Below are 23,887 nucleotides of genomic sequence, written 5' to 3'. Positions count from 1 at the left end.
ATGAACAAGCAGTGGTGGATCGTCGTCGCCGTCGCAGCTGCCGTACTGTGGTTTTTTGTGAGTATCGAACCGGTGCTGGCGCCGTTCTTTGTCAGCATGGTGCTGGCCTATCTGGGGGACCCGATTGCCGATCGCCTGGAAGATCGCGGGTTGTCGCGGCAGTGGTCGGTGGCGGTCGTGTTTGTGCTGCTGACCCTGCTGGTGGGATTGACCCTGCTGCTGGTAGTGCCGCTGCTCGGGCGGCAGATTGGTCAGCTGGCCGAGGCTCTGCCGGCGATCCTGAACTGGGTTCAGAGCACGGTACTGCCTCAGCTCCAATCCTGGACCGGACTCGACCTGAGCACCGACTTCGATCAGCTGCGCCAGGCGCTGCTGGCCAATTGGAAAGAAACCGGCACCCTGGCCGCCAGTGTGCTGGCACAGGTGTCTCGCTCCGGCTTGGTGTTGGCCGGGTGGCTGGCCAACCTGGCCCTGATACCGGTGGTGACCTTCTACCTGCTGTTGGACTGGGACGTGCTGGTAGGCAAGGTGCGGCGCCTGCTTCCGCGACAGTGGGAGCCCACCGCCGTGCGCTTGGCCAAGGAGTGTGACGAGGTGCTGGCGGCGTTTCTGCGCGGGCAGTTGATCGTCATGCTGTGCCTGGGTGTGATCTACGCGGTAGGCCTGACCCTTCTGGGTGTGCGTTTTGGCCTGTTGATCGGCCTGCTGTCGGGGCTGGCCAGTATCGTTCCGTACCTGGGCGTCATCGTCGGCATCACGGTGGCTGGCGTGGTGGCATTTTTCCAGTTCGGCGACTGGTTGATTCTGTTGGGGGTGGCGCTGGTGTTCGGTTTCGGGCAGCTGGTAGAGAGTACGCTGCTGCAGCCAAAGCTGTTGGGCGACAAAATCGGTCTGCATCCTGTGGCGGTCATCTTCGCGGTGCTTGCCGGTGGCCAGCTGTTTGGCTTCACCGGGGTGCTGCTGGCCTTGCCGGTGGCCGCCATGGTGATGGTCGTGCTGCGCTACCTGCATGAAACGTACAAGAACTCGTCGTTGTACGATGCCCATCAGCAGGGACGTGACGGCGCTCGCCAGCCCGCAGCCAATGCCGACGAGGACGTGCGATGAGCCGGTCTCCTGCACAGCTGCCCCTGGGGCTTGGGCTGCGTGATGATGCCACCTTCGAGAACTATCACGCGGGGGGTAACAGCCCCGTGGTGGAATGCCTGCGTCAGCAGTTCGAGGACGATGGGGAGTCGTTTCTGTATCTGTGGGGCGGCGAGGGGGTCGGGCGCAGTCACTTGCTCCAGGCGGCCTGCCATGAGGCTTCAGGCCGGGATTTCAGGACGCTGTATCTACCCCTGGAAGAACTCGGACACTTTCCTCCATTGATGCTGGAGGATATCGAGCGGCTCGATCTGCTGGCCATCGACGATCTGGACAGAGTAGTCGGGCGCAAGCGCTGGGAAGAGGCGTTGTTTCATGCCTTCAATCGCCTGCGTGACAGCGGCAAGCGGCTGGTGATTGCGGCGGACAGGCCCCCCCGGCAGCTTGATGTCCAGCTGCCAGATCTTGCGTCACGGCTGACCTGGGGCATGACCTTTCACCTGCGACCCTTGTCCGACGAGGACCGCATGAGCGCGTTGACATTGCGAGCACGGGTGAGGGGCATGGAAATGCCCGGCGAAGTCGCGCGCTATATCCTGCACCGTGGTCCCCGCGAGCTTGGCGAGTTGTTTCGCTGTCTTGATGTGCTGGATAGCGCCTCTTTGTCGGCGCAGCGCAAGCTGACGATCCCTTTCGTCAAGCGCGCTCTGGATTGGTAGAGGCGGCAACCGGGTTGCCGCCGTCGACTTACCGACTCAACTGCAGTTCACTGTGCCCGCCGTTGCTTAGCGAGACTTCCTTTATCACGATCTGGCGCATGCCGGTGGCGGGGTCCACCACCGTCCCGGAGGCGTAGAAGTCGCCAGGGGGAAGGTCTCGCAGCTGAAAGTAGCCATTGCCGTCAGTTCGCGTGGTGTGGGTGTATTCCCGCGCCCGCGGATCTGCGCGTTCCACCGCACGGCCTGCCAGCGCCTGGGCCGCCGCTTCGGCGGAATACTTGGTGATGGGGGCGAGTGAGACGGTCTCGTTGGCACCGATCACCGGTCCGGCGTCGGTGTTGAGCGTGAGGCGACCCGACAGCACCGCACTGCCGCTCTTGGGAAGCTTGGCGTAGACGTCCTCAGGGAAAGGAATCTCACGCGGGACCCGAGCCTGGTCGGCGGTGGGCTGGTCATCCCTTGGGCCTGGCTGCTCCACTGTCACATCCGGCTCGCCGATATCGATCACGTCTGGTGCGCGAGTCGTGCCCGTCGTACTGATGCCCTGGCACCCGGTCAGCAGGGCGGCCAGCAGCATGACGGCCCATAGTGGGGTTGCGCGTGACAGCAGGGGGAATGCCTTCATGGCGAGGTCTCCTTTTCATGTCATTAGGCCCTGTGCCCCATCAGCTTAACGCAAAGCGGCCCCCGATGGAGATCGGGGGCCGCTGATGAACGACTGGCGTCGTTCAGGCGAGTGCCGTTGCCGAATTACTTGGCGTTGGCGGTCGCCTTGGTAGCAGTGTCAGTGGCTGCCTTGACGTTGTCTTCGGCCAGCTTCTGGCTCTTGGAGACGAAGTCCTGCTGCAGGGCCACGACCTTCTCGGCGTCGCCTTTCATGCGCTCGGTCAGGTCCTTGGCGACCTTCTGCTGGCCTTCCATGTAGGAACGCAGGCCTTCTGCATCCTTGACGGAAGTGAAGGCGCGTGCCTGGGCCAGACCGGTCTCGGCGTAAGCCTTGGCAGCGTCCAGCTGAGCGCTGGCGAGCTTCTCGGCGAAGTCGACAGTCAGGTTGGCGTAGGCGCGAGCCGGACCGAAGAACAGAGTCTCGACTTGCTCGTTGTTGAACAGTGCTTTGGCGTCAAAAGTGCGCATCATCAGAACCTCCTGGGTTATCGAACTCACGCTAGGCCGGACCGTGGGAGTTGCCCTGTAGGTCGCTGCCTGGGTGTCTTCTGTTGCAGTGCACAATAGCAGAGCGTTTTGTGCATCGCAACATGTGTGTGGGCTGAGTCTGGCGATAGGTGCGGGAAAACGTGAAGTGGCACAGTGCATGTGTTTTAAGCCGACCGGACCGGGCATTTTGCCGCCAGCGCATGGGCACAACGATGACAGGGCACAGTGACAGCGAGATGACGCTTGCAAGCAGGCCTTGGCGCCACCATGGTGAAGGAAGGGGGAGAAGACCGTGACCCTTGCCACTATCGATCAGGAGTGATCCATGACGCAGACACGTATCGAACGCGACAGCATGGGGGAACTGGAGGTTCCCGCCGGTGCTCTCTACGGCGCCCAGACCCAGCGTGCGGTCAATAACTTTCCCGTATCCGGGCAGGCCATGCCCGTCGCCTTCATTCATGCCATTGCGCGGATCAAGCGATCCGCCGCCGTGGTCAATGTGGCCCTCGGCCTGCTGGATGATGCGCGTGGGCAGGCCATTATCGAGGCGGCCGATGAGATAATCGAGGGACGCCACGACGACCAGTTCCCGATCGATGTGTTTCAGACCGGATCTGGTACCTCCAGCAACATGAACGTCAATGAGGTCATCGCCCACCTGGCCAGTCGTGATGACCTTCAAGTCGGGCCCAACGATCACGTCAATATGGGCCAGTCGAGCAACGATGTCATCCCGACGGCGCTGCATCTATCGGCCGCCCTTGAGGTCACGGGCCGCTTGCGCCCGGCACTGGTGCACCTGCGTGACACGATTGCTCGGCGTGCCAACGAGCTCGACGGTGTGGTCAAGACCGGGCGCACCCACTTGATGGACGCCATGCCGCTGCGCCTGAGTCAGGAGCTGGGGGGGTGGTCCAGTCAGGTAGGCCAGGCCATCGAACGTCTCGACAGTGCCCTGATTCGGCTTTGTCGCCTTGCCCAGGGGGGGACCGCCGTGGGCACGGGTATCAATGCCCATCCCGAGTTTGCCGAGCGCATGGCCGCTGAGCTCTCCGCCCGGACCGGGCTCGCTCTGACACCCAATGACAGCTTCTTTGCCAGCCTTGGCTCCCAGGATGCAGCGGTGGAGCTGTCGGGTCAGATCAAGGGGCTGGCCTGTGTGGTGATGAAGATCGCCAATGATCTGCGCTGGATGAACTCCGGCCCGCTTGCTGGGCTTGGCGAGATAGAGCTTGAAGCCTTGCAGCCGGGCAGTTCGATCATGCCGGGCAAGGTCAATCCGGTGATACCCGAATCTGCGGCCCAGGCCGCCGCTCAGGTGATCGGGCTTGATGCTGCGGTGACCGTGGCCGGGCAGAGCGGCAACTTCCAGTTGAATGTGATGCTTCCGCTGGTCGCCAACAACCTGCTGACGGCCATTACCCTGATGACCCAAACCTCGGTACTGCTGGCGGACAAGGCCATCGCGACCTTCAAGGTGCGCGAGGACAACCTGAGTGAACCGCTGGCGCGCAATCCCATCCTGGTGACGGCATTGAATTCGGTGATCGGCTATAACGCCGCGGCGGCGATTGCCAAGAAGGCGTACCAGGCAGGGCGCCCGATCATTGACGTGGCCGAGGAAGAAACCGAGCTGGGACGTGAGGAGCTGCAGCGCCTGCTTGATCCTGTCGCCCTTACCCAAGGGGGCATTCCCGAATAAGGCTGACGAGCAGCGTTGACGAATAGCGTTGTCGAGTGGAGGCAACGAGACCCGCTGATGCCTTTGGCGAAGCCCTGCACGGTCAGGGCTTCGCCGCTTTGGTCGCTGACGTCAGCTAGGCTCGTCCCGCTCCTTGGCTTCTTCCACGGTATCCCGGGCATCACGAAACTCCGCCGGTGCCGCTTCGGGGGTGTCGTGTTCGTCTGCCCTGGCCGGTCGGTAGCAGAGCCGAGCAAGAATCGGAAAATGGTCCGAGCCGAAGGCGGGAAGTCGCTCCATATGCGCCAGGGTGAAATGCTCGCTGACGAAGACATGGTCCAGCGGCCAGCGCAGCAGCGGTATGTTGGCATGGAAACTGGCGAACAGCCCGCGCCCGCGGCGGGGGTCCAGCATCCCACTGACGCGGCAAAACAGTCGCGTGCTGCGGGACCAGGCAACATCGTTAAGGTCACCGGCGACCAGTGTCGGAACGGGGTCCTGATGGATCAGCTTGGCCACCAGCATCAGTTCGGCGTCTCTCCATAGCGACTCTTCGCTCTCGCTGGGGGCCGGGGGGCGCGGATGCAGCGCGTGGAAGCGTATCTGCTCGCCACTGGGCAGCTCGACGCCACAGTGGATGGAGGGGATGTCATCCTGTATCAGCCATTTGACCTTGGTGTCGTGCAACGGGCGGCGAGAGTACAGGTGCATGCCGTAGAGGTTGTCCAGGGGGACGCGAACAGCGTGGGGGTAGCTGTCAGCGAGCCCCTCATCCAGTTGGCTGCCCCACCAGTCATCCGATTCTAGCGTCAGCAGCATATCCGGCTCGTGGTCCCTGACCAGCTTGAGCAGCCCATCACTGTTGCGATTGGGTGTCAGCACGTTGGCGACCATCAGCGTCAGGCAGCGGTCAGCGACATCGTCTTCCGCCGATTTCACTTGTACCGGCCAGAGCGGTGTCCAGGGCAGCACGTATCCCGCCTGTATGATCGCCACCACCAAGGCGACGATCATCAACCAAGGCGTCAATAGCGGGCTGGCCAGGGGGCTTGCCAGGGCGCACAGCAGAGCGGTGAGTCCTAGCTGCAGGCGCGGAAATTCGCAGGCTCTAAGCCACCACCAGTGGGTGGGGATTCTGGCGATCAGGGTCGCAGCTGCGAGCACCGTCACGACAGACACCAGTATGACATCAGCGATCAACTCAACCATTCGGCGGTCCTTCGACGTGGTGGTAAACGGGAGATCGTTGATCAGACTAACGAGATGTAGCGCTGGACGATAGGGCCACGAGAGCCGTCTTTTCGCTAGGGCTTCGACAGCGCAGCGTGGATCGCGGCAGCGTAAGTGACCGGGACCACCAGCTTTCGGGCTGAGCCTCGTCGGTCTGAACCCCGGTGGTCTGAGCCCGCACCGGGGTTGACTCCATCGTGGGCTCAGGCGAGCTTGCGGGGGGCAGGGCGGTGGGTGTGGAAGTATTCCTGTAGCTGCTGCTCGGCGTCGTCGCCGAAAAGAATGCGCGCGGCCTCTTCAAGGCCGGGGGCGTCGCGCAGGCTTTCGTGGTCCACCACTAGCGCAATCTTCGAGCGACGGCGCAGGAAATCGTCCATCCGGGTGATCATCTCCTTGCTGGCGGCATGTTCCAGCTCGCAGCGAAGGTACTCGGTGCCCGCTATCAGCAGTTCCCCTTGTCGGCGATCTCTGCGGATCTGATCAAGCATGCCAAAGGCGCTCAGGCCGTAGCGGCGCCACAGTCGCGTGCTCAGTGCCTCGCTGGATGAGGCCGGCGTCATCGTGTCCAGTTCGAGCAGGCGTGCCTGGTGCATGAACTCCCGTCGATCATCCGCGTGGGGTTCTCCATACCAGCGTGCATCCGGGTCAGGGATGGTGACGCCCAGGGCGGCGACTTCCGCGACGATTTCTTCGCCGACGTTCACACAGTCGGTGAGTTTTCCGCCAAAGATACTGATATGACGATCCTCGCCTGAGGTGTCGATGGCGTGCTTGCGTGACATTTGCAGAAAATCCCGTTGGCCGTCGGCACTGGCCTTGACCGCCAGCGGACGCACGCCACAACGGCTGGCAATGACGTCGCTGCGCGTCAGTGGACGCTCCAGCGTCAGACGCTTGTTGATGTTGTCGAGAACGAAGCTGACGTCCTGGTCAGTGACGGCGACTTCCGGGCGTTGCTCTCGAGTATCGGTGGTACCAATGCAGGTACGGGGGCCCATGGGAATAGCGAAGAACAGCCGGCCATCGTCGGCGAAGAAGGCCAGCACTCGATGGTGATCGGTCAGCCGCGGCACGATCAGGTGGATGCCCTTTGAGTAGGCGTGGTGGTGCTCGGTGACCTGGCCACTGCGTTGGTTGTGGTCATCCACCCAGGGGCCCGAGGCGTTGATCAACACGCTGGCATTGATGCGCAGTGAGGTCTGCGCCTGATGGTCCCAGCCATCGACCACCCAGTGCCCGTTCTGGCGGCTGGCACTCCTGGACTCGACATAATTGGCAGCGGCAGCACCATAGTCCAGGGCGGTGCGCACGAAGTTGAAGACAAAGCGGGCGTCATTGTCGTGTAGATAGGCGTCAGAGTACTCGAACCCACCCACGGCATTGCCGGTATCGACGATCGGCTCCCTGGCCTTGATGCCTTTGGGGTTGAGATAGCGCGGTAGCCGGGTGAAGGCATTGCCCATCAGCCAGTACAGCCAGGTGCCGAGCCATAGTGTGCGTGGGTGATGCCGGAAGCCCTTGTCGACGGTGGTCAGAAAGCGAATCTCCTGCACTGTCGAGGGAAAGCTGCGAATCAGATGGTTGCGGCTCTTGCAGAGTTTTCTGACCAGGGCAAAGTCATAGCTTTCCATGTACTTGATGCCGCCCCAGACCAGATTGGAGGAATGCTGGCTGGTTTCGCCGGAGAAGTCGCCCCGGTCGATCAGGGCGACCTTGACGCCCTTGCCTGCCAGGGCGGCCGCGCTGGCGGCACCATTGATGCCGCCCCCGACGATCACTACATCGAAGTGCTCGGTCTTGAGTCGTTGCACATGGGTATCACGCAGCTGCATGAGTCCGCCTCCCTGGAGGTGTCAGGTGTCGTCGCGCTCCCAGTTCATGGTCCGCCGCACGGCCTTCTTCCAACCCTTGTAGCGCCGCTCGCGTTCCTCTTCGGCCATCGCCGGGCAGAAGGTGCGTTCGATATCGCCACTGTGGGCCAGCTGCTCCAGGCTCCAGTGCCCGACCGCAATGCCGGCCAGATAAGCGGCGCCGAGCGCCGTGCTCTCGATGACCTGGGGGCGCTCCACGTTGACGGCGAGCATGTCCGCCTGGAACTGCATCATGACGTTATTGGCCACCGCACCTCCGTCGACCCTGAGTGCCTTCAGGGTGATGCCCGAGTCGGCCTGCATGGCATCGATGATGTCGCGGGTCTGGTAGGCCAGCGCATCGAGGGTAGCGCGAGTGATATGTTCCTTGCTCGAGCCTCTGGTCAGGCCGAAGATGGCGCCTCGGGCGTACATGTCCCAGTAGGGGGCGCCGAGACCCGCGAAGGCCGGTACCACATAGACACCGTCGGCATCCTCGACCTTGCTGGCGTAGTACTCGGAGTCTTCCGCCGCGTCGATCATCTTGAGTTCGTCCCGCAGCCACTGAATGGCGGCGCCGGCGATGAAAATCGAGCCCTCCAGGGCATAGGTGACCTTGCCGTCCAGGCTCCAGGCCACAGTGGTCAGCAGGCCTGACGGCGACGGTACGGGGGTATCGCCGGTATTCATCAGCAAAAAGCAGCCGGTGCCGTAGGTATTCTTGACCATGCCTTTTTCGAAGCAGGCCTGGCCGAACAGCGCCGCTTGCTGATCCCCGGCAATACCGGCGATGGGGATCTGCGCCCCGCCGAACATTTCCTTGGCGGTGGTGCCATAGACCTCGCTGGATGACCTGACCTGCGGCAGCATGGCCAGCGGAATATCGAGAGCCTCCAGCAGGCGAGCATCCCATTCCAGGGAGTGAATATTGAACAGCATGGTGCGTGATGCGTTGGAGACATCGGTGACATGCTGTTCGCCACGGGTGAGATTCCACAAAAGCCAGCTGTCCATGGTACCGAACAGCAGGTCGCCGGCTTCTGCTCGCTGCTGGGCACCGTCGACCTGATCGAGTATCCAGCGGATCTTGGTGCCGGAGAAGTAGGCGTCCACCACCAGCCCGGTGGTGTCACGAATATGTTGTTCAAGCCCCTTGTCCTTGAGCGCATCGCACAAGGGTGCGGTGCGCCGGTCCTGCCACACAATGGCGTTATGGATCGGCTTGCCGGTGTGTCGGTCCCAGACCAGGGTGGTCTCACGCTGGTTGGTGATGCCGATCGCCGCGACCTGACTGGGTTTGACCCCTTGGGTTTCCAGCACCTCCCGGGCCACCCCCATCTGGCAGCCCCAGATTTCCATCGCGTCGTGCTCAACACGGCCCGCCTGTGGGTAGTGTTGGGTGAACTCTTTCTGGGCGATGCCAACGATACGGGTCGCCTGGTCGAACAGGATCGCGCGACAGCTGGTGGTCCCTTGGTCGAAGGCAAGAATGTAGGGGCGTTGCATGGGCAAGGTTTCCTGAAACGCGAATGACGACTTCAGCGTGGTGGATGAACGTACGCTTGGCCAGAGGCGGTAACGGTTCAGAGGGTTTCGGATTCGAAAATAAGCATAGACAGATGTTGGCTAACGAACAAATGCATGCGCGAAAAACGACCATGGAGGCTCGCCTCAGGTCGCGGAGACAGGCGAGTCACGCGATGTGCAGGGCCACGTCATGTGTCCTGAGAAGGCGGGCAATGGGCTCTGGTGGCTGACGGTCGGTGAACAACGCATCGAGTTGTGCGACGTTGCCTTGCCGCACCACGGGGTTGCGGCGGAATTTCGAGTGGTCAGCGGCAAGAAATACCTGACGTGAATTCTGGATGATGGCCTGGGCGACGCGCACTTCCTGATAGTCGAACTCCAGCAGTGAGCCATCCTCGTCTATCCCGCTGATACCGATGAGGCCGATGTCGACCTTGAACTGATGGATGAAGTCGATGGTGGCTTCGCCGATGATTCCCCCATCCCGCGGGCGAACCTGGCCGCCAGCCACGATCACCTTGAAATCTTCCTTGGGGTGGAGGATGGACGCCACGTTCAGGTTATTGGTGATGACTTCCAGTCCCTGATGCTCCAGCAGCGCTTCAGCGATCAGTTCGTTGCTGGTTCCGATGTTGATGAACAGCGAGGCGTGATGAGGTACCTGGCGGGCGACGCTGGCGGCGATCCGTCGCTTGGCATCCAGGTTGAGCGTCTTGCGGGTGGCGTAGGCGGTGTTGACGGTGCTGGATTCCAGGCCGGCGCCACCATGAACACGCCTGATGCGTCCCGTTTCGGCCAGTGCATTGAGATCGCGCCGGATCGTCTGCGGTGTCACGCCAAAGTGGTCGGTCAACTGCTCGATGCTGGCGTACCCCTGGCGGCTGACCAGGTCGATGATGGCATCCTGACGCTGTTGCTGATTCATCTCAGGCGTTCCCTAAGCGATATCTGGTGATCGTAAACGAACTTGGCAGTGGTTGGCGATGGTCTTCACCCGGTGCTCGTGGTTCATGTTGGGGGAGGGCGAAGCGCATGGCCGAGCACGCTCCATCAGAAAAAATCATTCGGTGAACTCAAGGGCTTGCATTATTCTGACGATCCCGTAGAATTCGCATCCGTTGTCAGGGATGAGGCCCTTCAAGGCGTCGCCCGGACAGGTCCAGTAAAGGAAGGTTGCTCAAGGGTAATTCGTTCCTCTGGACAGTGTAGGACCATAGCTCAGTTGGTTAGAGCGCCACGTTGACATCGTGGAGGTCGGCGGTTCAAATCCGCCTGGTCCTACCATTTTGCATTTCTGCCACATTTCTTGCCGGTGCCTGTTGTAGTGGTACAGGGAGTAGTGGCACATGCAGTAATAGCAAGGCTGATCTTTGCAGGACCATAGCTCAGTTGGTTAGAGCGCCACGTTGACATCGTGGAGGTCGGCGGTTCAAATCCGCCTGGTCCTACCAGTCAGTAGCCGCAGTTAGCGTTATACAGCAGGACCATAGCTCAGTTGGTTAGAGCGCCACGTTGACATCGTGGAGGTCGGCGGTTCAAATCCGCCTGGTCCTACCAGATTCCAGAGAAAGGCCCCGAGCACTATTTGCTCGGGGCCTTTTTCGTTGGTGGATCATTGTGTCTTCAGCGCGCCGCTGCCTGTCAGTGGCCCCTCGTAAAGCCCCAGGATGCCCTCGCTGACGAGAGGTGTGGTGACGAGAGGCGTGGTGACGAGGGGCAGGCTGGCGAGGGGTAGGTGACGAGAGAGCAGGCGGAAGGGGTAGCGGCCGGCAGAGTAGGGCAGTAACGCCCTGGAGGCGTCACTGCCCTTGAGCTGGCAGCGATGTGGTGAGACTTAGGCCTCCGGACTTAGAACTTAGAACTCAGAACTCAGAACTCAGAGCTCAGAACTCAGCCCGCTGGCCTGCCGAAAGACCTCTACCAGGCGCTCGATGCCTGCCTGGTCGTCGGCGCTGAAGCGCCCTTGCTGTGGGCTGTCCAGGTCGAGGACTCCCCACAGCTGGCCTGCGGCATCGAGAATCGGGACGACCAGCTCGGAGCGGGATGCGCTGTCGCAGGCGATGTGGTCCGCTACCGCATGCACGTCGTCGACGCGCTGGGTCTCAAGGCTTCGGGCCGCCGCACCGCAAACCCCCTTGTTGAACGGAATGGGGTGGCAGGCTGGCTTGCCCTGGAAAGGGCCAAGCGACAGCACCTGTGGCGTCTTGTGAAGATAGAAGCCTGCCCAGTTCAGCGCTTCGACTTCCTGCATGATAAAGGCGCTGGTCTGAGCGGCGTTGGTCAGCCAATCATCGCTGTCGAGAAGGGCGCTGAGCTGACGCACCAGAAGGTCATAGGATGACATGAGGGTCTTGATTCCGTCCTGCAGAAGTGAAAAAGGCCGACCATGCTGATCAGCATTGGCCGGCCTCGAAGAGCCAGTATGGGTTACTTCCAGCCAGGCACCGCGGAGCCCTTGAACAGTTCCTCGGCCTTGGCAGCGACTTCGTCGCTCTGGTAGGCGTCGACCAGCTGCTGAATGGCTTCGCTGTCTTCGTCGCCGCTACGCACGGCAATGATGTTGACGTAGGGTGACTCGGGACCTTCCTTGACCAGCGCGTCCTCCAGGGTCAGGCCGGCGGGCTGAGCGAAGGTGTTATTGATGAAGGCCATGTCCACATCCGGCAGTACGCGGGGGAGCTGGGCCGCTTCGATTTCGCGGAAGTCGAAGTCGTGGGGATTTTCCACGATGTTCAGCGGTGTGGCCTCGAGGTTCTCCGGATCATCGAGGGTGATCAGGCCCTCATTGTGCAGCAGGATCAGCGAGCGGCCTTCGTTCGACGGGTCGTTGGGCAGGGCGATGGTGGCGCCCTCCGGCAGTTCGTCGATGCTGGTGTGCTTCTCGGAATAGGCGCCGATGGGGTACACGAAGGTGCGTCCGGCAATGGCGAAGTCATAGCCCCGATCATTGACCATGGCGTTCATGTACGGCTCATGCTGGTAGGCGTTCGCGTCCAGGCTGCCGTCGGCGAGTGCGGCATTGGGTGTCACGTAGTCGGTGAACTCAATGATCTCCACGTCCAGGCCATAACGCTCTTCTGCCAGCTCGGCGGCGACCTGCATGACGTCGGTCTCCGGGCCCGCTACGGTGCCTACCTTGATGCTGTGCTCGTCAGCGTTGGCCTGGCTGATGGCCAGTGACAGGGTAGAAAGGGCAAGGGCGCCCAGCAATGTCTTGCGCATGATCGGTGTCTCCCATAGGCGGTGATGACGTGTGCCGCGATGATAATGGAATAACAAAGGTTTTGCTAATTCGTTTTCGCTATATGTTGCTGAGGGTCATTTATGGTTGCTCTTGCGCACCAGATAGTCGCCCAGGCTCTGAAAGACTTGCACCATGACGACCAGAATAGCGACGGTGATCAGCATGATCGTTGGATTGAAGCGATTGTAGCCATAGCGGATGCCCAGGTCGCCTAATCCGCCGCCGCCAACGGCTCCGGCCATGGCGGAGTAACTGACCAGGGTGACGGCGGTGACCGTCAATGCGGTAAAGATGCCGCCACGTGCTTCTGGCAGAAGCACTTTTGAAATGATTTGCCAGGGCGTGGCGCCCATGGACTGCGCGGCTTCCACCAGGCCGGGAGAGATTTCGTTCAGTGCTCCCTCCACCAGACGTGCAATAAAGGGAATGGCCGCGATGGTCAGGGGGACGGCCGCGGCATTGGTGCCAATGGAGGAGCCGACCAGCATGCGAGTGAACGGAATGATGGCCACCATCAGGATGATAAAGGGGATCGAGCGCCCGATATTGGTCACGATGCCGAGCACCGACTGAAGGACCGGCTGTGCCAGGATCTGGCCAGGCCGAGTCACGTACAGCAGGACGCCCAGTGGGATGCCGACCAGGGCGGAGAGAATGCCCGAGACCGCCACCATGTACAGCGTGTCCAGAGTGGCTTCGAGAATCAGATTAAACATCGCGCTGGACATGGCCGAGCACCTCCACTGTCAGGTCATGGGCTTGCAGATAGTCGAGGGCGCGGCGAGTGTCGTCGGCACCTCCCATCAGTTCGGCGATCATCAGGCCGAGGGTGCGTTCCTGGATGGACTCGACCTTGGCCTGCAGAATGCTGACGTCGACTCCACACTCCCGGGCCAGGCGCGAGATCAATGGCGTTGATACTGCATCGCCGGAGAAGGCCAGGCGTACCACCGGGTGAGTGTGCTCGCCCGCCTGGGGTTCGAGTCGGTCGATCAGCTCCCGTGGCGGCTCCAGCTCGAGAAAGTCATTGAGGAAGTGGCGGCCAAGGGCCGTGCGTGGCGAGGTGAAGAAGTCACCCACATCGGCCTCCTCGACCAGCTCGCCGCCGGAAATCAGGCCGACTCGGTGGCAGATGGTCTTGACCACCTCCATCTCATGGGTAATCAGCAGGATGGTCAGTCCGAGCTTCTGGTTGATGTCCTGAAGCAGTTCCAGAATGGAGGCGGTGGTCTGCGGATCCAGCGCTGAGGTGGCTTCATCGCACAGCAGCACTTGTGGCCGGCTGGCCAGGGCCCGGGCAATCGCGACGCGCTGCTTCTGGCCGCCGGACAGCTGGGCGGGATATTGCTTGGCCTTGTCCGCCAGGCCAACCAGCTCGAGCAGAGGCGTGACACGTTCCTTGATCTCCGCTCCCTTGACGCCCATCAGCTCAAGCGGCAGCGCCACGTTGTCGAACACGGTGCGCGACGTCAGCAGGTTGAAATGCTGGAAGATCATGCCGATGCGATGGCGGGCCTGGTTGAGGGCCGGCCCCGCGAGCCCGGTCAGCTCCTGGCCGTCGACTTCTACGGTGCCCGTGGTAGGGCGCTCCAGCAGGTTGACGCAACGAATCAGGGTGGACTTGCCAGCGCCCGACAGGCCGATGACGCCGTGAATCTGTCCGCGAGGCACATGCAGGTTGACGTTTTTCAGCGCCTGGACCGCGCGTGGTCCGGTGCCGAAGGTCTTTGAGAGGTTGGTCAGTCGTATCATGTCAGCCACCGGGTGGGCACCGAGTGACCGGGGGCGGGCAGGACCATGGGCAGGTCAGGCAGAGGGCAGGCAAGAGCAAGGGGTGTCCAAAAAAAAGGCCACCCTGGCGGGTGGCCATCAACGCTGGACACACCCTTTTAGCTGCACTTCATGCGCTGACACCTTGTGAGTGTCATGGCACGGGCGCCCGCAATCCGGGTACAAATCGGCGCCTAAAAATGTAGCCGGCAAGAATAGGGGGCTTGCTGAGTCCTGTCAATCACTTGTCGACGTGGATGGGGGCGTCAAGATGGAGGTTCGTCTACCGCCGAGTCACCCGCCCACTTACCCACCCACGGGGAATGCCGGCAGAAGACCCATGAAGGCCAAGAGGGTGACGCTTGATCATCGCCTTTCGTGGGGCGGGGCCGTCGCTTGCATGGAACTTTAGGGCGGAGATCCATAGACTGGCCCGATCGAAGGCCGAGGCCTTTTCGCTGGCGAGGAGATGAGGATGTTTACCGGGATTGTGCAAGGCACCGCTGAAGTGGTCGACATGATCGAAGCTGAGGCGTTTCGCACCCATGTCGTGCGCCTGCCGGAGCACTTGCTGGAAGGTCTGGCGCTGGGCGCGTCCGTGGCCCATAACGGGGTGTGTCTGACGGTGACTGCGGTGGACGGCGATCGGGTCAGTTTCGACCTGATGCGCGAGACCCTCAGGGTGACCAATCTAGGCGCGGTGTCCATTGGCGACCGCGTCAACATCGAGCGTGCGGCGCGTTTTGGCGATGAGATCGGCGGGCACGCCATGTCAGGGCATGTCATGGCGCAGGCGGAGCTGGTGGAGCTGGACGAGGCGCCCAATAATCGGCGCCTTTGGTTTCTGTTGCCGGAGGGGCTGGACAGGTTCGTCTTCACCAAGGGCTATATCGGCGTCGATGGCATCAGTCTGACCATCGGTGCACTGCGTCAGGAAACCCGTGGCGGTGCATTCTGCGTCGACCTGATTCCGGAGACGCTGGCCCGCACGACGCTGGCGGATCGTCGACCCGGAGACAGGGTCAATATCGAGGTGGACCCCCAGACCCAGGCGATTGTCGAGACCGTTGAGCGAGTGCTGGCGGCGAAAGGCGGCGCCTGAATCAGGGGCGGTGGCCTTGTTCGCTGTGGACGTCGGAGATCGTCTTGCTCGCTGTGCCGTAGCGCCCGTAGCAGAGGAGACGAGGGCCTTCCTCGCTTGAGGCGGTGCTAACTTAATCGGATGCCACATTCCGATTTTGCACCGACCGTGATCAGTGAGGACGACCATGAAAATTACAGCCAAGGTATTGGCGGCAGGGGCGTGCATCCTAGCGTGCGGGTTTGCCACGATGGCGACCGCCGAAAGTGATCTATCACCCTGGGTAGACGACGACGGCACCATTCACCTGCCCGATAATTTCCGCACCGAGATGGCCCACCTGGGCTCCTGGTTTGTGCCAGGGGGAGATGCGAGCGGCTTCCACAACGTCTATACCGAGCCCGAGAGCATTGGTGCCTATCGGGAAAACGGCGTGTTCCCCGACGGTGCTGTGCTGGTAAAGGAGCTGCGCGCCCATAGCACCGGTGACTACACCACTGGCGCCGGTGTGAGCTACGAGAACGACACCATCAAACAGTGGTTTGTGATGGTCAAGGACGCGACCAACCGCTTTGCCGACAGTAATGGCAGTTGGGGGGACGGCTGGGGCTGGGCCTTGTTCAAGACTGACGACCCGGCGACCAATGTGTCGGCGGACTACCAGACCGACTGCCTGGGCTGCCATGTCCCGGCAAAGGACAAGGACTGGATCTATACCGAAGCCTACCCGATTCTGGTAGAGTAGCGCGCTTTCGAGAGTCGCCACCGTCGGGCGCAGGTGCTGTTGCATCGCGCCCGATGTGCGTTTTGGCACCGATCTGTTCGGTGGCAGACGCGGTCAAGCGTTGGCTTCATTGTGCAGTATCGTCGTGCGTCCCCCGGCGGCCTGCTATATGGTGTCTCTAGCCACCGGGTGGCGGGGCACGGTCGGTGACTCTCGTCCTGGACACCCCCTCATTGACTCCACGTGCAGGACCTAGCGCATGTCCAATCCCCAGCCTGAATCGAACCAGGGCAAGAGTCCCCTCGATCGCTTCTTCAAGCTCAGCGAACACCGTACTACCGTGAAGACAGAGGTCATCGCCGGGATCACGACCTTCCTGACCATGGCGTACATCATCTTCGTCAACCCAAGCATCCTGTCCGAAGCGGGCATGGACTACGGGGCGGTCTTCGTGGCTACCTGTGTGGCCGCGGCGGTGGGCTGTCTGATCATGGGTCTGTGGGCCAATTACCCCATCGCCCTGGCGCCGGGTATGGGCCTCAATGCCTTCTTCACCTATGGCGTCGTGCTCGGGATGGGCTATACCTGGGAGGCGGCACTGGGTGCGGTGTTCCTGTCGGGCGTTACCTTCTTTCTGCTCAGTATCTTCCGCATTCGCGAATGGATCATCAATTCCATTCCGATCACATTGAGGCTCGGGATTGCTGCCGGCATCGGCCTGTTTCTTGCCATGGTGGCCATGAAAAATGCTGGCATCATCGTGGATAACCCGGCCACTCTGGTGTCAGTCGGTGACCTTTCCGAGCCTGCGCCGCTTTACGCCCTTGCCGGCTTCTTCGTCATCACCGCGCTTGCTCACCTGCGGGTCACCGGGGCGGTGATGATTGGCATTCTCGGCGTGACGCTGGTTGCCATGCTGCTTGGACACAATGAATTCAGCGGTGTGGTGTCGATGCCGCCTTCCATTGCACCGACCTTGATGTCGATGGACCTCGCTGGCGCGTTCAACGTGGCGATGATCAGCGTGGTCTTTGCCTTCCTGTTTGTTGACTTGTTCGATACCTCCGGCACGCTGGTCGGTGTGGCTCATCGCGGTGGACTGCTGGACAAGGATGGCAAGCTGCCTCGTCTGGGGCGCGCGCTGATGGCCGACTCTACTGCCTCCATGGCAGGTGCGGCGCTGGGCACCTCGACCACTACCAGCTACGTCGAAAGCACGGCAGGTATCGCTGCCGGCGGGCGGACTGGCCTGACGGCCGTGGTAGTGGCCGTACTGTTCCTGCTCAGCCTGTTCTTTGCGCCGCTGGCGGGCTCCATACCTGCCTACGCCACGGCGGGGGCGCTGCTGTACGTGGCCTCCCTGATGGCGGGCAGTCTGGCTCACGCCGACTGGGATGATGCCACCGAGGCGGCCCCGGTACTGATCGCCGCTCTGGCCATGCCGTTGACCTTCTCGATTGCCGAGGGTATTGCGTTTGGCTTTGTCAGCTATGTCGCCATCAAGGCCCTGTCAGGTCGCTTCAAGGACCTGAACGTTGCCGTGGTCATCCTGGGCGTACTGTTTGCCATCAAGATGATTTTCCTCGATTGACCGGCGCTCCTCCGCCTCTCTCCGCCGCCGGGTTTGACGCAAATGGCGGCGGGTGGCGTGACGGACCGTGCAACGGTCAATCTGACGGGTAGCTTGTCAGCGGGGCTACCCGATGTTGTCATTTCCTTCGTACCCGATTTCTAGCGAGAACCGCCATGAGCATTTACGGCGACTACATCAAGTCTGTCATTCGCACCGTTCCCGACTGGCCACAGCCGGGCGTCAATTTTCGTGACATCACCCCGCTTTTGCAGAACAGTGCCGCCTTCCGCAAGCTCATCGATAGCTTTGTGCACCGCTATCAGGAGATGGATCTGGACGCGATTGCGGCGATCGACGCTCGCGGTTTTATCGTCGGCGCGCCCGTCGCTTACGAGCTGGGCTGCAGCTTTGTGCCGGTGCGCAAGAAGGGCAAACTGCCGTTTCGCACCATCAGCCAGACCTATACGCTCGAGTACGGCACGGCTGAGGTTGAGCTGCACTCCGATGCCTTCCGCAATGGTGATCGTATCCTGGTCGTCGATGATCTGATCGCTACCGGAGGCACCATGCTGGCGGCAGCTGAATTGATCAGTCGCAGTGGCGGCCAGGTGGTGGAGACCTCTGCCATCGTGGACCTGCCCGACCTGGGTGGTTCGCAGAAGATTCGTGATGCAGGTCACAGCGTATTCGCCGTTTGCTCGTTCACTGAGGACGAATGATCCATGAGTAGCCATCGTTATCACCGTCATTTTGTCGTCTCCTGGGACCAGCTGCATCGCGATGTGCGCGAGCTGTGTCATCGGCTGATCGAGCGCGACACCAAGGGCATCATCGCTATCACTCGGGGCGGACTGATTCCGGCCGCCTTGATCGCCCGTGAACTCAATGTGCGCTTGATCGATACGGTCTGTATCAAGAGCTACGACCACATGGAGCAAGAGGGCCTCGAGGTGCTCAAGGGCGTCGATCACGACGGCGAAGGTTGGCTGCTTGTCGACGACCTGGTCGATACCGGCAAGACCGCCAAGGCCGTCCGCGAGATGCTGCCCAAGGCGCATTTCGTGACGATCTATGCCAAGCCTGAAGGGCGCCCCCTGGTGGATCAGTACCTGACGGAGGTGGCTCAGGACTGCTGGATCCAGTTCCCCTGGGACATGGGTGTGGCCTATGTGGAACCCCTGGCCGATCAGCGTCGGTGATGGCCATGGGGCAGGTGTTGTCGGGAGCGTGGCAGCGTCACCTGGGAGCAGAGTTCGACGCGCCTTACATGCAGCAGTTGAAGACCTTCCTGGCTGACGAGAAGGCTGCGCGCAAGGTGATCTATCCGCATTCGTCGGATTGGTTTCGCGCCTTTGAACTGACCCCGCTCGAAGACGTCAGGGTCGTCATTCTCGGCCAGGACCCCTACCACGGTCCTGGCCAGGCCCACGGCCTGTGCTTTTCGGTACGTGCCGGCATCAAGCCGCCGCCTTCCCTGGTCAATGTCTACAAGGAACTGGCCCAGGACCTGGGTGTGGAGCCTGTGCCCCACGGGCATCTCGAGGCCTGGGCGAGGCAGGGCGTACTGCTGTTGAACACCTCATTGACGGTGGAAGAGGGCAATGCTGGCTCCCATCGCGGCAAGGGCTGGGAGACGTTTACCGATCGTGCCATCCAGACCGTGAGCGCCGAAGCAGGGCCCTGCGTGTTCCTGCTGTGGGGCTCCCACGCGCGCCAGAAGAAAGCGCTGGTGGATCGTCAGCGTCACCTGGTGCTGGAGTCGCCGCACCCCTCGCCGCTGTCCGCCCATCGAGGCTTCTTCGGTAACCACCACTTCTCGCGGGCGAATGCGTTTCTCCAAGAGCAGGGGCGTGGGCCGATCGACTGGCAGCTGCCGTCTAGCCCCTAGCGGGCTGCCTCGCCACCGGGCCGTGCAGGCGTCGGTGGCAAGGCTCAGCGGCGATTGTTCGCAGCGGGTTAACCTGAGAGCAGGATACGGGTAGAATGGCGCGCAATTTGTCGCCCGCGTCCATGCGACGAAGGTCGTCCTAGTCCCACCCTCTCCGTCATCTAAGAGGACTCGTCATGAGCGTCCATGCCATCGATCACCCCCTGGTCCAGCACAAACTCGGTTTGATGCGTGAAGCCGGTATCAGCACCAAGAGCTTCCGTGAGCTGGCTGGCGAGGTGGCCAAACTGCTCACCTACGAGGCGACTCAGGATCTGGAGCTGGAAGATCACGCCATCGACGGCTGGAGTGGCAACACCATTACCGTCAAGCAGCTCAAGGGCAAGAAGGTGACGATCGTCCCGATCCTGCGTGCCGGTCTGGGCATGCTGGAGGGCGTGACCGACCTGATTCCCAGTGCGCGGGTCAGCGTCGTTGGCCTGTACCGTGATGAGGAAACGCTGGAGCCTGTTCCCTATTTCTCGAAGTTTACCAACGACCTCGATGAGCGCATGGCGGTAGTCATCGACCCGATGCTGGCTACCGGTGGCTCCATGGTCGCCACGCTCGACATGCTGCGTGAACGCGGCTGTCAGCTGATGCGTGTGATCGTGCTGGTCGCGGCGCCGGAGGGCATTCGCCGCGTGCAGGAGGCCTACCCGGATATCGAGATTTATACCGCATCCGTGGATGAGCGCCTGGACGAGAACGGCTATATCGTTCCCGGTCTCGGCGATGCCGGCGACAAGATCTTTGGTACTCGTTGAGACCAGCCACGCCTGCGGGGTCATGATGCGGTCGGTTACGGCCGTCGCCCCGGCGAGTTGATCAGACTGGCTGTCAAGACATGCGCCCAATGTTCTTTTACGAACATTGGGCGCATTTTTTTTCACTAAAACAACATTGCCTGCGCACGAGAGGATGCTGCGCAGAAGTGTTCTGCATTAGACAAAAGTTGATGAATTGGTGAAAACCTTTTTATTTCAATGTGTTGTAATGGATTGTTGGTGATGTGTCGGGGTGATTGAGGGGTTTCGTTTAAAAACACCGGGGTGCCTTCGACAATCTCTACTACCGTACAGATGACGCCTTCGAAGGAGGGCGATGTTCGGTGGAATGAGACGGCCCATGACCCTGATCCTCGACGGTGTCACCCGCAGGGTGGCAAACGAGACCCACATTGACGACGTTAGTCTGACGCTGGCGCCAGGCTCGTTCAATGTTCTGCTGGGGCGAACCCTGGCGGGAAAGACGAGCCTGATGCGCTTGATGGCTGGGCTGGATCAACCCAGCCGAGGACGTATCCTGATCAACGGTGAAGACGTGACAGGCAAGGGCGTGCGCCAACGCAATGTGGCCATGGTCTACCAGCAGTTCATCAACTACCCCCACCAGAGTGTCTTCGACAACATTGCATCTCCGCTCAAGCTGGCGCGGGTTCCCAAGGCAGAACTTCGGCGCCGGGTGCAGGAGGTGGCTGAGCTGCTGCATATCGAGGGACTGCTGGATCGTCAGCCGCTGGAGCTGTCTGGCGGGCAGCAGCAGCGCACCGCGATGGCGCGGGCGCTAGTCAAGGACGCTGAGCTGGTGTTGTTCGATGAGCCTCTGGTCAATCTGGACTACAAGCTGCGGGAAGAGTTTCGGGAAGAGCTGCGTGAGCTGTTCGCCCGACGGGACTGCATCGCTGTCTACGCCACCACGGAGCCCGCAGAGGCGCTTGCGCTGGGTGGCGACACCGCCATTCTGCATGAAGGTCGCCTGGTCCAGCATGGGCCTGCCGCGACGGTGTACCGTGAGCCGGTGTCGCTGACCGCTGCGGACATGTTCTCCGAACCCCCCATGAATGTGCTCGAAGGCGAGATCCGGGACGGCCACGTCAGTTTTGATGGCGAGCCCGCTTTCGCCGTTGACGCCGGCATGTCGCGGCTCGAAGAGGGGCGCTACCACTTTGGGGTACGTCCTGCCCACCTGGCGATCGCGCCGCAATCCGACGATGACCTAGCCTTGGATGTCTGCGTCGAGCTGGCCGAGATCAGTGGCTCCGAGACGTTTCTCCATGTGGGCAACGCTCGCATGTCGCTGGTGGCCCATCTGGCGGGTGTGCACGGCTTTCAGGTAGACGCTCCGCTGCGGCTATACGTGCCGGTGCATCGGCTGTACGTGTTCGACATGGAGGGCAGGACGGTGGCTGTGCCTGCTGAGGTGGGGGCCAGTATGTCACGCGGAGCCGAGCACACCCCCGCGAATGCGATCCATCGGGAGGAGCGCTAGATGGCAGAGATACGTCTTGAGCAACTGGCGCACAGCTATCTGCAGCAGCCGTCCGGTCCGGCTGACTTTGCGATCGAGCGCATGACGCATACCTGGGAACAGGGAGGCGCCTACGCGCTGCTTGGGCCGTCTGGATGCGGCAAGTCGACGCTGCTGAATATTATCTCCGGTCTACTGGTGCCGTCCCAGGGCGAGGTGCTGTTCGATGGTGTTCAGGTCAATGAACTGCCGCCGGAAGAGCGCAACATTGCCCAGGTGTTCCAGTTTCCGGTGGTCTACGACACCATGACCGTGTTCGACAACCTGGCCTTTCCTCTGCGTAACGTCGGCACTTCCGAGGAGCGCGTCAGAGAGCGGGTCGAGGAGGTGACGGACATTCTCGACCTGACCGCGCAACTGCCGCGCAAGGCGCGCAATCTGACGGCCGATGAAAAGCAGAAAGTGTCGATGGGGCGGGGGCTGGTGCGCGACGATGTTGCGGCGATTCTGTTTGATGAGCCATTGACGGTGATCGATCCCCAGCTGAAATGGAAGCTGCGTCGCAAGCTCAAGGAGATTCATCAGCGCTTTGCGGTCACGATGATCTACGTGACCCATGATCAGCTGGAGGCCTCCACCTTTGCCGACAAGATCGCGGTGATGTACCAAGGCAGCATCGTGCAATTCGGGACGCCGCGGGAACTCTTTGAAGCCCCCGCACATACCTTTGTCGGTTACTTCATCGGTAGTCCCGGCATGAACTTCTTCACGCCACAGCTCGACGCCGATGGGGCACTCGTGGGTGGGCAGCCGCTGCCGCTTTCGCCCGGCTTTATGAACGCCCTGCGCGATGCCATGTCCCGCAGTGACAAAGTCACCCTCGGCATTCGGCCTGAATTCATCGAGGTGGTGTCCGCGGACGACGGCGGCATGCTAGCCACGGTCTCCCACCTTCAAGATCTTGGTACCTACCGCATTGTCACTGCCTCGCTGGGCAGTTTGACCTGCAAGGTACGGGTCGACGATGCCCTCGACCCAGCGACGTCGTGCATTCACCTGTACTTTCCCGAGCGTTGGTTGGGGCTCTACGTGGATGAACGGCGGGTGGAGGTGGCGTCATGAACAAGGTGCCGAATAACCGGGCCTGGTGGCTGGTGCTGCCCATGCTGTTGCTGGTGGCATTCTCCGCCATTGTGCCGTTGATGACCGTGGTCAATTACTCCGTACAGGATGTGTTCGACGCCAATACGCGGTTTTTCACCGGAACCGAATGGTTCGTGCAAATGCTCAATGACCCCGCCTTGCAGGCGGCTCTGGGTCGGCAGTTTGCCTTCTCGCTGACCATTCTGGTGATTCAAGTGCCCCTGGGGGTCGGTATCGCGTTGCTGATGCCCAAGCGGGGCTGGCGGGCCTCGCTGGTGCTGGTGCTGGTGACATTGCCACTGCTGATTCCCTGGAATGTGGTCGGCAGCATCTGGCAGATCTTCACCCGCGGGGATATCGGTCTGATGGGTTTCAGCCTGCGCCAACTGGGGTATCCCTACAACATCACCTCGAATCCGATGGATGCCTGGGTCACCATCGTGCTGATGGATGTGTGGCATTGGACATCGCTGATCGCCTTGCTGTGTTACAGCGGTCTGCAGGCGATTCCCGAGGCCTACTACCAGGCTGCCAGGATTGACCGGGCGTCACGCTGGGCGGTGTTCCGCTACATCCAATTGCCCAAGTTGACCAATGTGCTGGTGATTGGCGTGCTGCTCCGGTTCATGCACTCCTTCATGATCTATGCGGAACCCTTCGTGCTGACCGGCGGTGGGCCGGGCAGTGCCACCACCTTTCTCAGTCAGTCCCTCGCCATCATGGCCACCGCCCAGTTCGATGTGGGGCCGTCGGCGGCGTTCTCGTTGATCTACTTCCTGATCATTCTGCTGGTGTGCTGGGTGTTCTATACCGCCATCATGAATCTGCAGAAGGATCGCCAAGGAGGGTCGCGCCATGACTAGGCCATTGCCATCCAGCCCTGACCAGGTGAACGAGCACGCCGCACGGCAGGCGGCCAGGCGT

The 23,887-nt window shown here is 61.4% G+C and carries 23 protein-coding genes and 3 tRNA genes; 16 read left to right on the top strand and 10 right to left on the bottom strand.

Going from position 1 to position 23,887, the window contains the following annotated elements:
* Both KUV45_RS16210 and hda read left to right on the top strand, forming a co-directional pair.
* The gene (locus tag KUV45_RS16210; protein WP_206944613.1) at positions 1-1,107 is read left to right on the top strand and encodes an AI-2E family transporter; all 1,107 of its coding nucleotides are present in this window, start codon (positions 1-3) and stop codon (positions 1,105-1,107) included.
* The gene (gene hda, locus KUV45_RS16205) at positions 1,104-1,805 is read left to right on the top strand and encodes a DnaA regulatory inactivator Hda (protein ID WP_206944611.1); all 702 of its coding nucleotides are present in this window, start codon (positions 1,104-1,106) and stop codon (positions 1,803-1,805) included. Before KUV45_RS16210 ends, hda begins: the two co-directional genes overlap by 4 nt.
* A gap of 28 nt (positions 1,806-1,833) precedes the next feature.
* Here hda and KUV45_RS16200 read toward each other — a convergent pair whose 3' ends face one another.
* Together KUV45_RS16200 and KUV45_RS16195 are read right to left on the bottom strand one after the other, a co-directional pair.
* Positions 1,834-2,430 carry a carboxypeptidase-like regulatory domain-containing protein gene (locus KUV45_RS16200; protein ID WP_224852073.1) on the bottom strand — a complete coding sequence of 199 codons (597 nt, stop codon included), beginning with the start codon at positions 2,428-2,430 and terminating at the stop codon, positions 1,834-1,836.
* A 125-nt stretch (positions 2,431-2,555) separates the two neighbouring features.
* Entirely contained in the window at positions 2,556-2,939 is a 384-nt protein-coding gene (locus KUV45_RS16195; RefSeq protein ID WP_206944765.1) for a phasin family protein, read from the bottom strand.
* Positions 2,940-3,285: 346 nt separating this feature from the next.
* Here KUV45_RS16195 and KUV45_RS16190 point away from each other — a divergent pair, with 346 nt between their 5' ends.
* A complete protein-coding gene (locus KUV45_RS16190; protein WP_222163343.1) occupies positions 3,286-4,665 on the top strand; it encodes a lyase family protein in 1,380 nt (459 codons plus the stop codon).
* Between the two features lie 111 nt (positions 4,666-4,776).
* Here the strand turns inward: KUV45_RS16190 and KUV45_RS16185 are convergent, their stop codons facing one another.
* The 4 genes from KUV45_RS16185 to KUV45_RS16170 form a co-directional block, all read right to left on the bottom strand.
* Positions 4,777-5,853 carry an endonuclease/exonuclease/phosphatase family protein gene (locus KUV45_RS16185; RefSeq protein ID WP_222163342.1) on the bottom strand — a complete coding sequence of 359 codons (1,077 nt, stop codon included), beginning with the start codon at positions 5,851-5,853 and terminating at the stop codon, positions 4,777-4,779.
* 224 nt (positions 5,854-6,077) lie between these two features.
* Positions 6,078-7,706 (bottom strand): glycerol-3-phosphate dehydrogenase/oxidase, encoded by a 1,629-nt coding sequence (locus KUV45_RS16180; protein ID WP_222163341.1) that lies wholly within the window; start codon positions 7,704-7,706, stop codon positions 6,078-6,080.
* A gap of 21 nt (positions 7,707-7,727) precedes the next feature.
* Complete coding sequence (gene glpK, locus KUV45_RS16175; RefSeq protein ID WP_222163340.1) at positions 7,728-9,230, bottom strand: glycerol kinase GlpK; 1,503 nt, start codon at positions 9,228-9,230, stop codon at positions 7,728-7,730.
* Between the two features lie 187 nt (positions 9,231-9,417).
* Positions 9,418-10,176 (bottom strand): DeoR/GlpR family transcriptional regulator, encoded by a 759-nt coding sequence (locus tag KUV45_RS16170; RefSeq protein WP_222163339.1) that lies wholly within the window; start codon positions 10,174-10,176, stop codon positions 9,418-9,420.
* A gap of 282 nt (positions 10,177-10,458) precedes the next feature.
* On the opposite strand from KUV45_RS16170, the gene KUV45_RS16165 reads away from it, so the two are divergent.
* From KUV45_RS16165 to KUV45_RS16155, 3 genes are all read left to right on the top strand, one after another.
* A tRNA-Val gene (locus tag KUV45_RS16165) sits at positions 10,459-10,535 on the top strand.
* 90 nt (positions 10,536-10,625) lie between these two features.
* A tRNA-Val gene (locus tag KUV45_RS16160) sits at positions 10,626-10,702 on the top strand.
* 29 nt (positions 10,703-10,731) lie between these two features.
* Positions 10,732-10,808 (top strand) — tRNA-Val (locus KUV45_RS16155).
* 319 nt (positions 10,809-11,127) lie between these two features.
* Here the strand turns inward: KUV45_RS16155 and KUV45_RS16150 are convergent.
* The 4 genes from KUV45_RS16150 to KUV45_RS16135 all read right to left on the bottom strand — a co-directional run bounded on the left by KUV45_RS16150 (position 11,128) and on the right by KUV45_RS16135 (position 14,247).
* The gene (locus KUV45_RS16150; RefSeq protein ID WP_222163338.1) at positions 11,128-11,595 is read right to left on the bottom strand and encodes a GAF domain-containing protein; all 468 of its coding nucleotides are present in this window, start codon (positions 11,593-11,595) and stop codon (positions 11,128-11,130) included.
* Between the two features lie 83 nt (positions 11,596-11,678).
* Positions 11,679-12,473, bottom strand: coding sequence for a MetQ/NlpA family ABC transporter substrate-binding protein (locus KUV45_RS16145; protein WP_222163337.1), 795 nt, complete (start codon positions 12,471-12,473; stop codon positions 11,679-11,681).
* 96 nt (positions 12,474-12,569) lie between these two features.
* On the bottom strand, positions 12,570-13,223 hold the full coding sequence (locus KUV45_RS16140; RefSeq protein ID WP_206944596.1) for a methionine ABC transporter permease: 654 nt from the start codon (positions 13,221-13,223) through the stop codon (positions 12,570-12,572).
* Positions 13,204-14,247 carry a methionine ABC transporter ATP-binding protein gene (locus KUV45_RS16135; protein WP_222163336.1) on the bottom strand — a complete coding sequence of 348 codons (1,044 nt, stop codon included), beginning with the start codon at positions 14,245-14,247 and terminating at the stop codon, positions 13,204-13,206. The genes KUV45_RS16140 and KUV45_RS16135 overlap by 20 nt, the downstream gene beginning before the upstream one ends.
* A gap of 493 nt (positions 14,248-14,740) precedes the next feature.
* Here KUV45_RS16135 and KUV45_RS16130 point away from each other — a divergent pair, with 493 nt between their 5' ends.
* The 10 genes from KUV45_RS16130 (at position 14,741) to KUV45_RS16085 (ending at position 23,826) form a co-directional block, all read left to right on the top strand.
* Positions 14,741-15,367, top strand: coding sequence for a riboflavin synthase subunit alpha (locus tag KUV45_RS16130; protein WP_222163335.1), 627 nt, complete (start codon positions 14,741-14,743; stop codon positions 15,365-15,367).
* 229 nt (positions 15,368-15,596) lie between these two features.
* Positions 15,597-16,091, top strand: a complete 495-nt coding sequence (locus KUV45_RS16125) for a cytochrome P460 family protein (protein WP_222163334.1) — start codon at positions 15,597-15,599, stop codon at positions 16,089-16,091.
* A 238-nt stretch (positions 16,092-16,329) separates the two neighbouring features.
* Positions 16,330-17,661, top strand: coding sequence for an NCS2 family permease (locus KUV45_RS16120; protein ID WP_206944588.1), 1,332 nt, complete (start codon positions 16,330-16,332; stop codon positions 17,659-17,661).
* A 155-nt stretch (positions 17,662-17,816) separates the two neighbouring features.
* Positions 17,817-18,362, top strand: a complete 546-nt coding sequence (locus KUV45_RS16115) for an adenine phosphoribosyltransferase (protein WP_206944586.1) — start codon at positions 17,817-17,819, stop codon at positions 18,360-18,362.
* A 3-nt stretch (positions 18,363-18,365) separates the two neighbouring features.
* Positions 18,366-18,842 carry a xanthine phosphoribosyltransferase gene (gene gpt / locus KUV45_RS16110; RefSeq protein WP_206944584.1) on the top strand — a complete coding sequence of 159 codons (477 nt, stop codon included), beginning with the start codon at positions 18,366-18,368 and terminating at the stop codon, positions 18,840-18,842.
* Positions 18,843-18,847: 5 nt separating this feature from the next.
* Positions 18,848-19,531 carry a uracil-DNA glycosylase gene (ung, locus tag KUV45_RS16105; protein ID WP_222163333.1) on the top strand — a complete coding sequence of 228 codons (684 nt, stop codon included), beginning with the start codon at positions 18,848-18,850 and terminating at the stop codon, positions 19,529-19,531.
* A 176-nt stretch (positions 19,532-19,707) separates the two neighbouring features.
* Positions 19,708-20,337, top strand: coding sequence for a uracil phosphoribosyltransferase (gene upp / locus KUV45_RS16100; protein WP_206944580.1), 630 nt, complete (start codon positions 19,708-19,710; stop codon positions 20,335-20,337).
* A gap of 361 nt (positions 20,338-20,698) precedes the next feature.
* Positions 20,699-21,841 carry an ABC transporter ATP-binding protein gene (locus KUV45_RS16095; RefSeq protein WP_222163332.1) on the top strand — a complete coding sequence of 381 codons (1,143 nt, stop codon included), beginning with the start codon at positions 20,699-20,701 and terminating at the stop codon, positions 21,839-21,841.
* A complete protein-coding gene (locus KUV45_RS16090) occupies positions 21,842-22,942 on the top strand; it encodes an ABC transporter ATP-binding protein (protein WP_222163331.1) in 1,101 nt (366 codons plus the stop codon). It begins immediately after the preceding gene.
* The gene (locus tag KUV45_RS16085) at positions 22,939-23,826 is read left to right on the top strand and encodes a carbohydrate ABC transporter permease (protein ID WP_206944575.1); all 888 of its coding nucleotides are present in this window, start codon (positions 22,939-22,941) and stop codon (positions 23,824-23,826) included. The genes KUV45_RS16090 and KUV45_RS16085 overlap by 4 nt, the downstream gene beginning before the upstream one ends.
* Positions 23,827-23,887: the final 61 nt, after the last annotated feature.

It is taken from the genome of Halomonas sp. DP3Y7-2 (genome assembly GCF_019800795.1).
GTDB classification, from domain to species: Bacteria; Pseudomonadota; Gammaproteobacteria; order Pseudomonadales; family Halomonadaceae; genus Halomonas; species Halomonas litopenaei_A.
Note: the sequence above shows the minus strand (reverse complement) of the source record. Positions and strands in the feature narration are given on the sequence as shown.

Excerpts from the sequence above, each read along its gene's own strand:
- KUV45_RS16130 (WP_222163335.1), top strand. The coding sequence starts at position 14,741 with ATGTTTACCGGGATTGTGCAAGGCACCGCTGAAGTGGTCGACATGATC.
- ung (WP_222163333.1), top strand. The coding sequence starts at position 18,848 with ATGGGGCAGGTGTTGTCGGGAGCGTGGCAGCGTCACCTGGGAGCAGAG.
- KUV45_RS16115 (WP_206944586.1), top strand. The coding sequence starts at position 17,817 with ATGAGCATTTACGGCGACTACATCAAGTCTGTCATTCGCACCGTTCCC.
- hda (WP_206944611.1), top strand. The coding sequence starts at position 1,104 with ATGAGCCGGTCTCCTGCACAGCTGCCCCTGGGGCTTGGGCTGCGTGAT.
- KUV45_RS16150 (WP_222163338.1), bottom strand. The coding sequence starts at position 11,595 with ATGTCATCCTATGACCTTCTGGTGCGTCAGCTCAGCGCCCTTCTCGAC.
- glpK (WP_222163340.1), bottom strand. The coding sequence starts at position 9,230 with ATGCAACGCCCCTACATTCTTGCCTTCGACCAAGGGACCACCAGCTGT.
- KUV45_RS16095 (WP_222163332.1), top strand. The coding sequence starts at position 20,699 with ATGACCCTGATCCTCGACGGTGTCACCCGCAGGGTGGCAAACGAGACC.
- KUV45_RS16145 (WP_222163337.1), bottom strand. The coding sequence starts at position 12,473 with ATGCGCAAGACATTGCTGGGCGCCCTTGCCCTTTCTACCCTGTCACTG.
- KUV45_RS16120 (WP_206944588.1), top strand. The coding sequence starts at position 16,330 with ATGTCCAATCCCCAGCCTGAATCGAACCAGGGCAAGAGTCCCCTCGAT.
- KUV45_RS16210 (WP_206944613.1), top strand. The coding sequence starts at position 1 with ATGAACAAGCAGTGGTGGATCGTCGTCGCCGTCGCAGCTGCCGTACTG.
- KUV45_RS16190 (WP_222163343.1), top strand. The coding sequence starts at position 3,286 with ATGACGCAGACACGTATCGAACGCGACAGCATGGGGGAACTGGAGGTT.
- KUV45_RS16135 (WP_222163336.1), bottom strand. The coding sequence starts at position 14,247 with ATGATACGACTGACCAACCTCTCAAAGACCTTCGGCACCGGACCACGC.
- gpt (WP_206944584.1), top strand. The coding sequence starts at position 18,366 with ATGAGTAGCCATCGTTATCACCGTCATTTTGTCGTCTCCTGGGACCAG.
- KUV45_RS16195 (WP_206944765.1), bottom strand. The coding sequence starts at position 2,939 with ATGCGCACTTTTGACGCCAAAGCACTGTTCAACAACGAGCAAGTCGAG.
- KUV45_RS16180 (WP_222163341.1), bottom strand. The coding sequence starts at position 7,706 with ATGCAGCTGCGTGATACCCATGTGCAACGACTCAAGACCGAGCACTTC.
- KUV45_RS16090 (WP_222163331.1), top strand. The coding sequence starts at position 21,842 with ATGGCAGAGATACGTCTTGAGCAACTGGCGCACAGCTATCTGCAGCAG.
- KUV45_RS16170 (WP_222163339.1), bottom strand. The coding sequence starts at position 10,176 with ATGAATCAGCAACAGCGTCAGGATGCCATCATCGACCTGGTCAGCCGC.
- KUV45_RS16200 (WP_224852073.1), bottom strand. The coding sequence starts at position 2,430 with ATGAAGGCATTCCCCCTGCTGTCACGCGCAACCCCACTATGGGCCGTC.
- KUV45_RS16085 (WP_206944575.1), top strand. The coding sequence starts at position 22,939 with ATGAACAAGGTGCCGAATAACCGGGCCTGGTGGCTGGTGCTGCCCATG.
- KUV45_RS16125 (WP_222163334.1), top strand. The coding sequence starts at position 15,597 with ATGGCGACCGCCGAAAGTGATCTATCACCCTGGGTAGACGACGACGGC.
- KUV45_RS16185 (WP_222163342.1), bottom strand. The coding sequence starts at position 5,853 with ATGGTTGAGTTGATCGCTGATGTCATACTGGTGTCTGTCGTGACGGTG.
- upp (WP_206944580.1), top strand. The coding sequence starts at position 19,708 with ATGAGCGTCCATGCCATCGATCACCCCCTGGTCCAGCACAAACTCGGT.
- KUV45_RS16140 (WP_206944596.1), bottom strand. The coding sequence starts at position 13,223 with ATGTCCAGCGCGATGTTTAATCTGATTCTCGAAGCCACTCTGGACACG.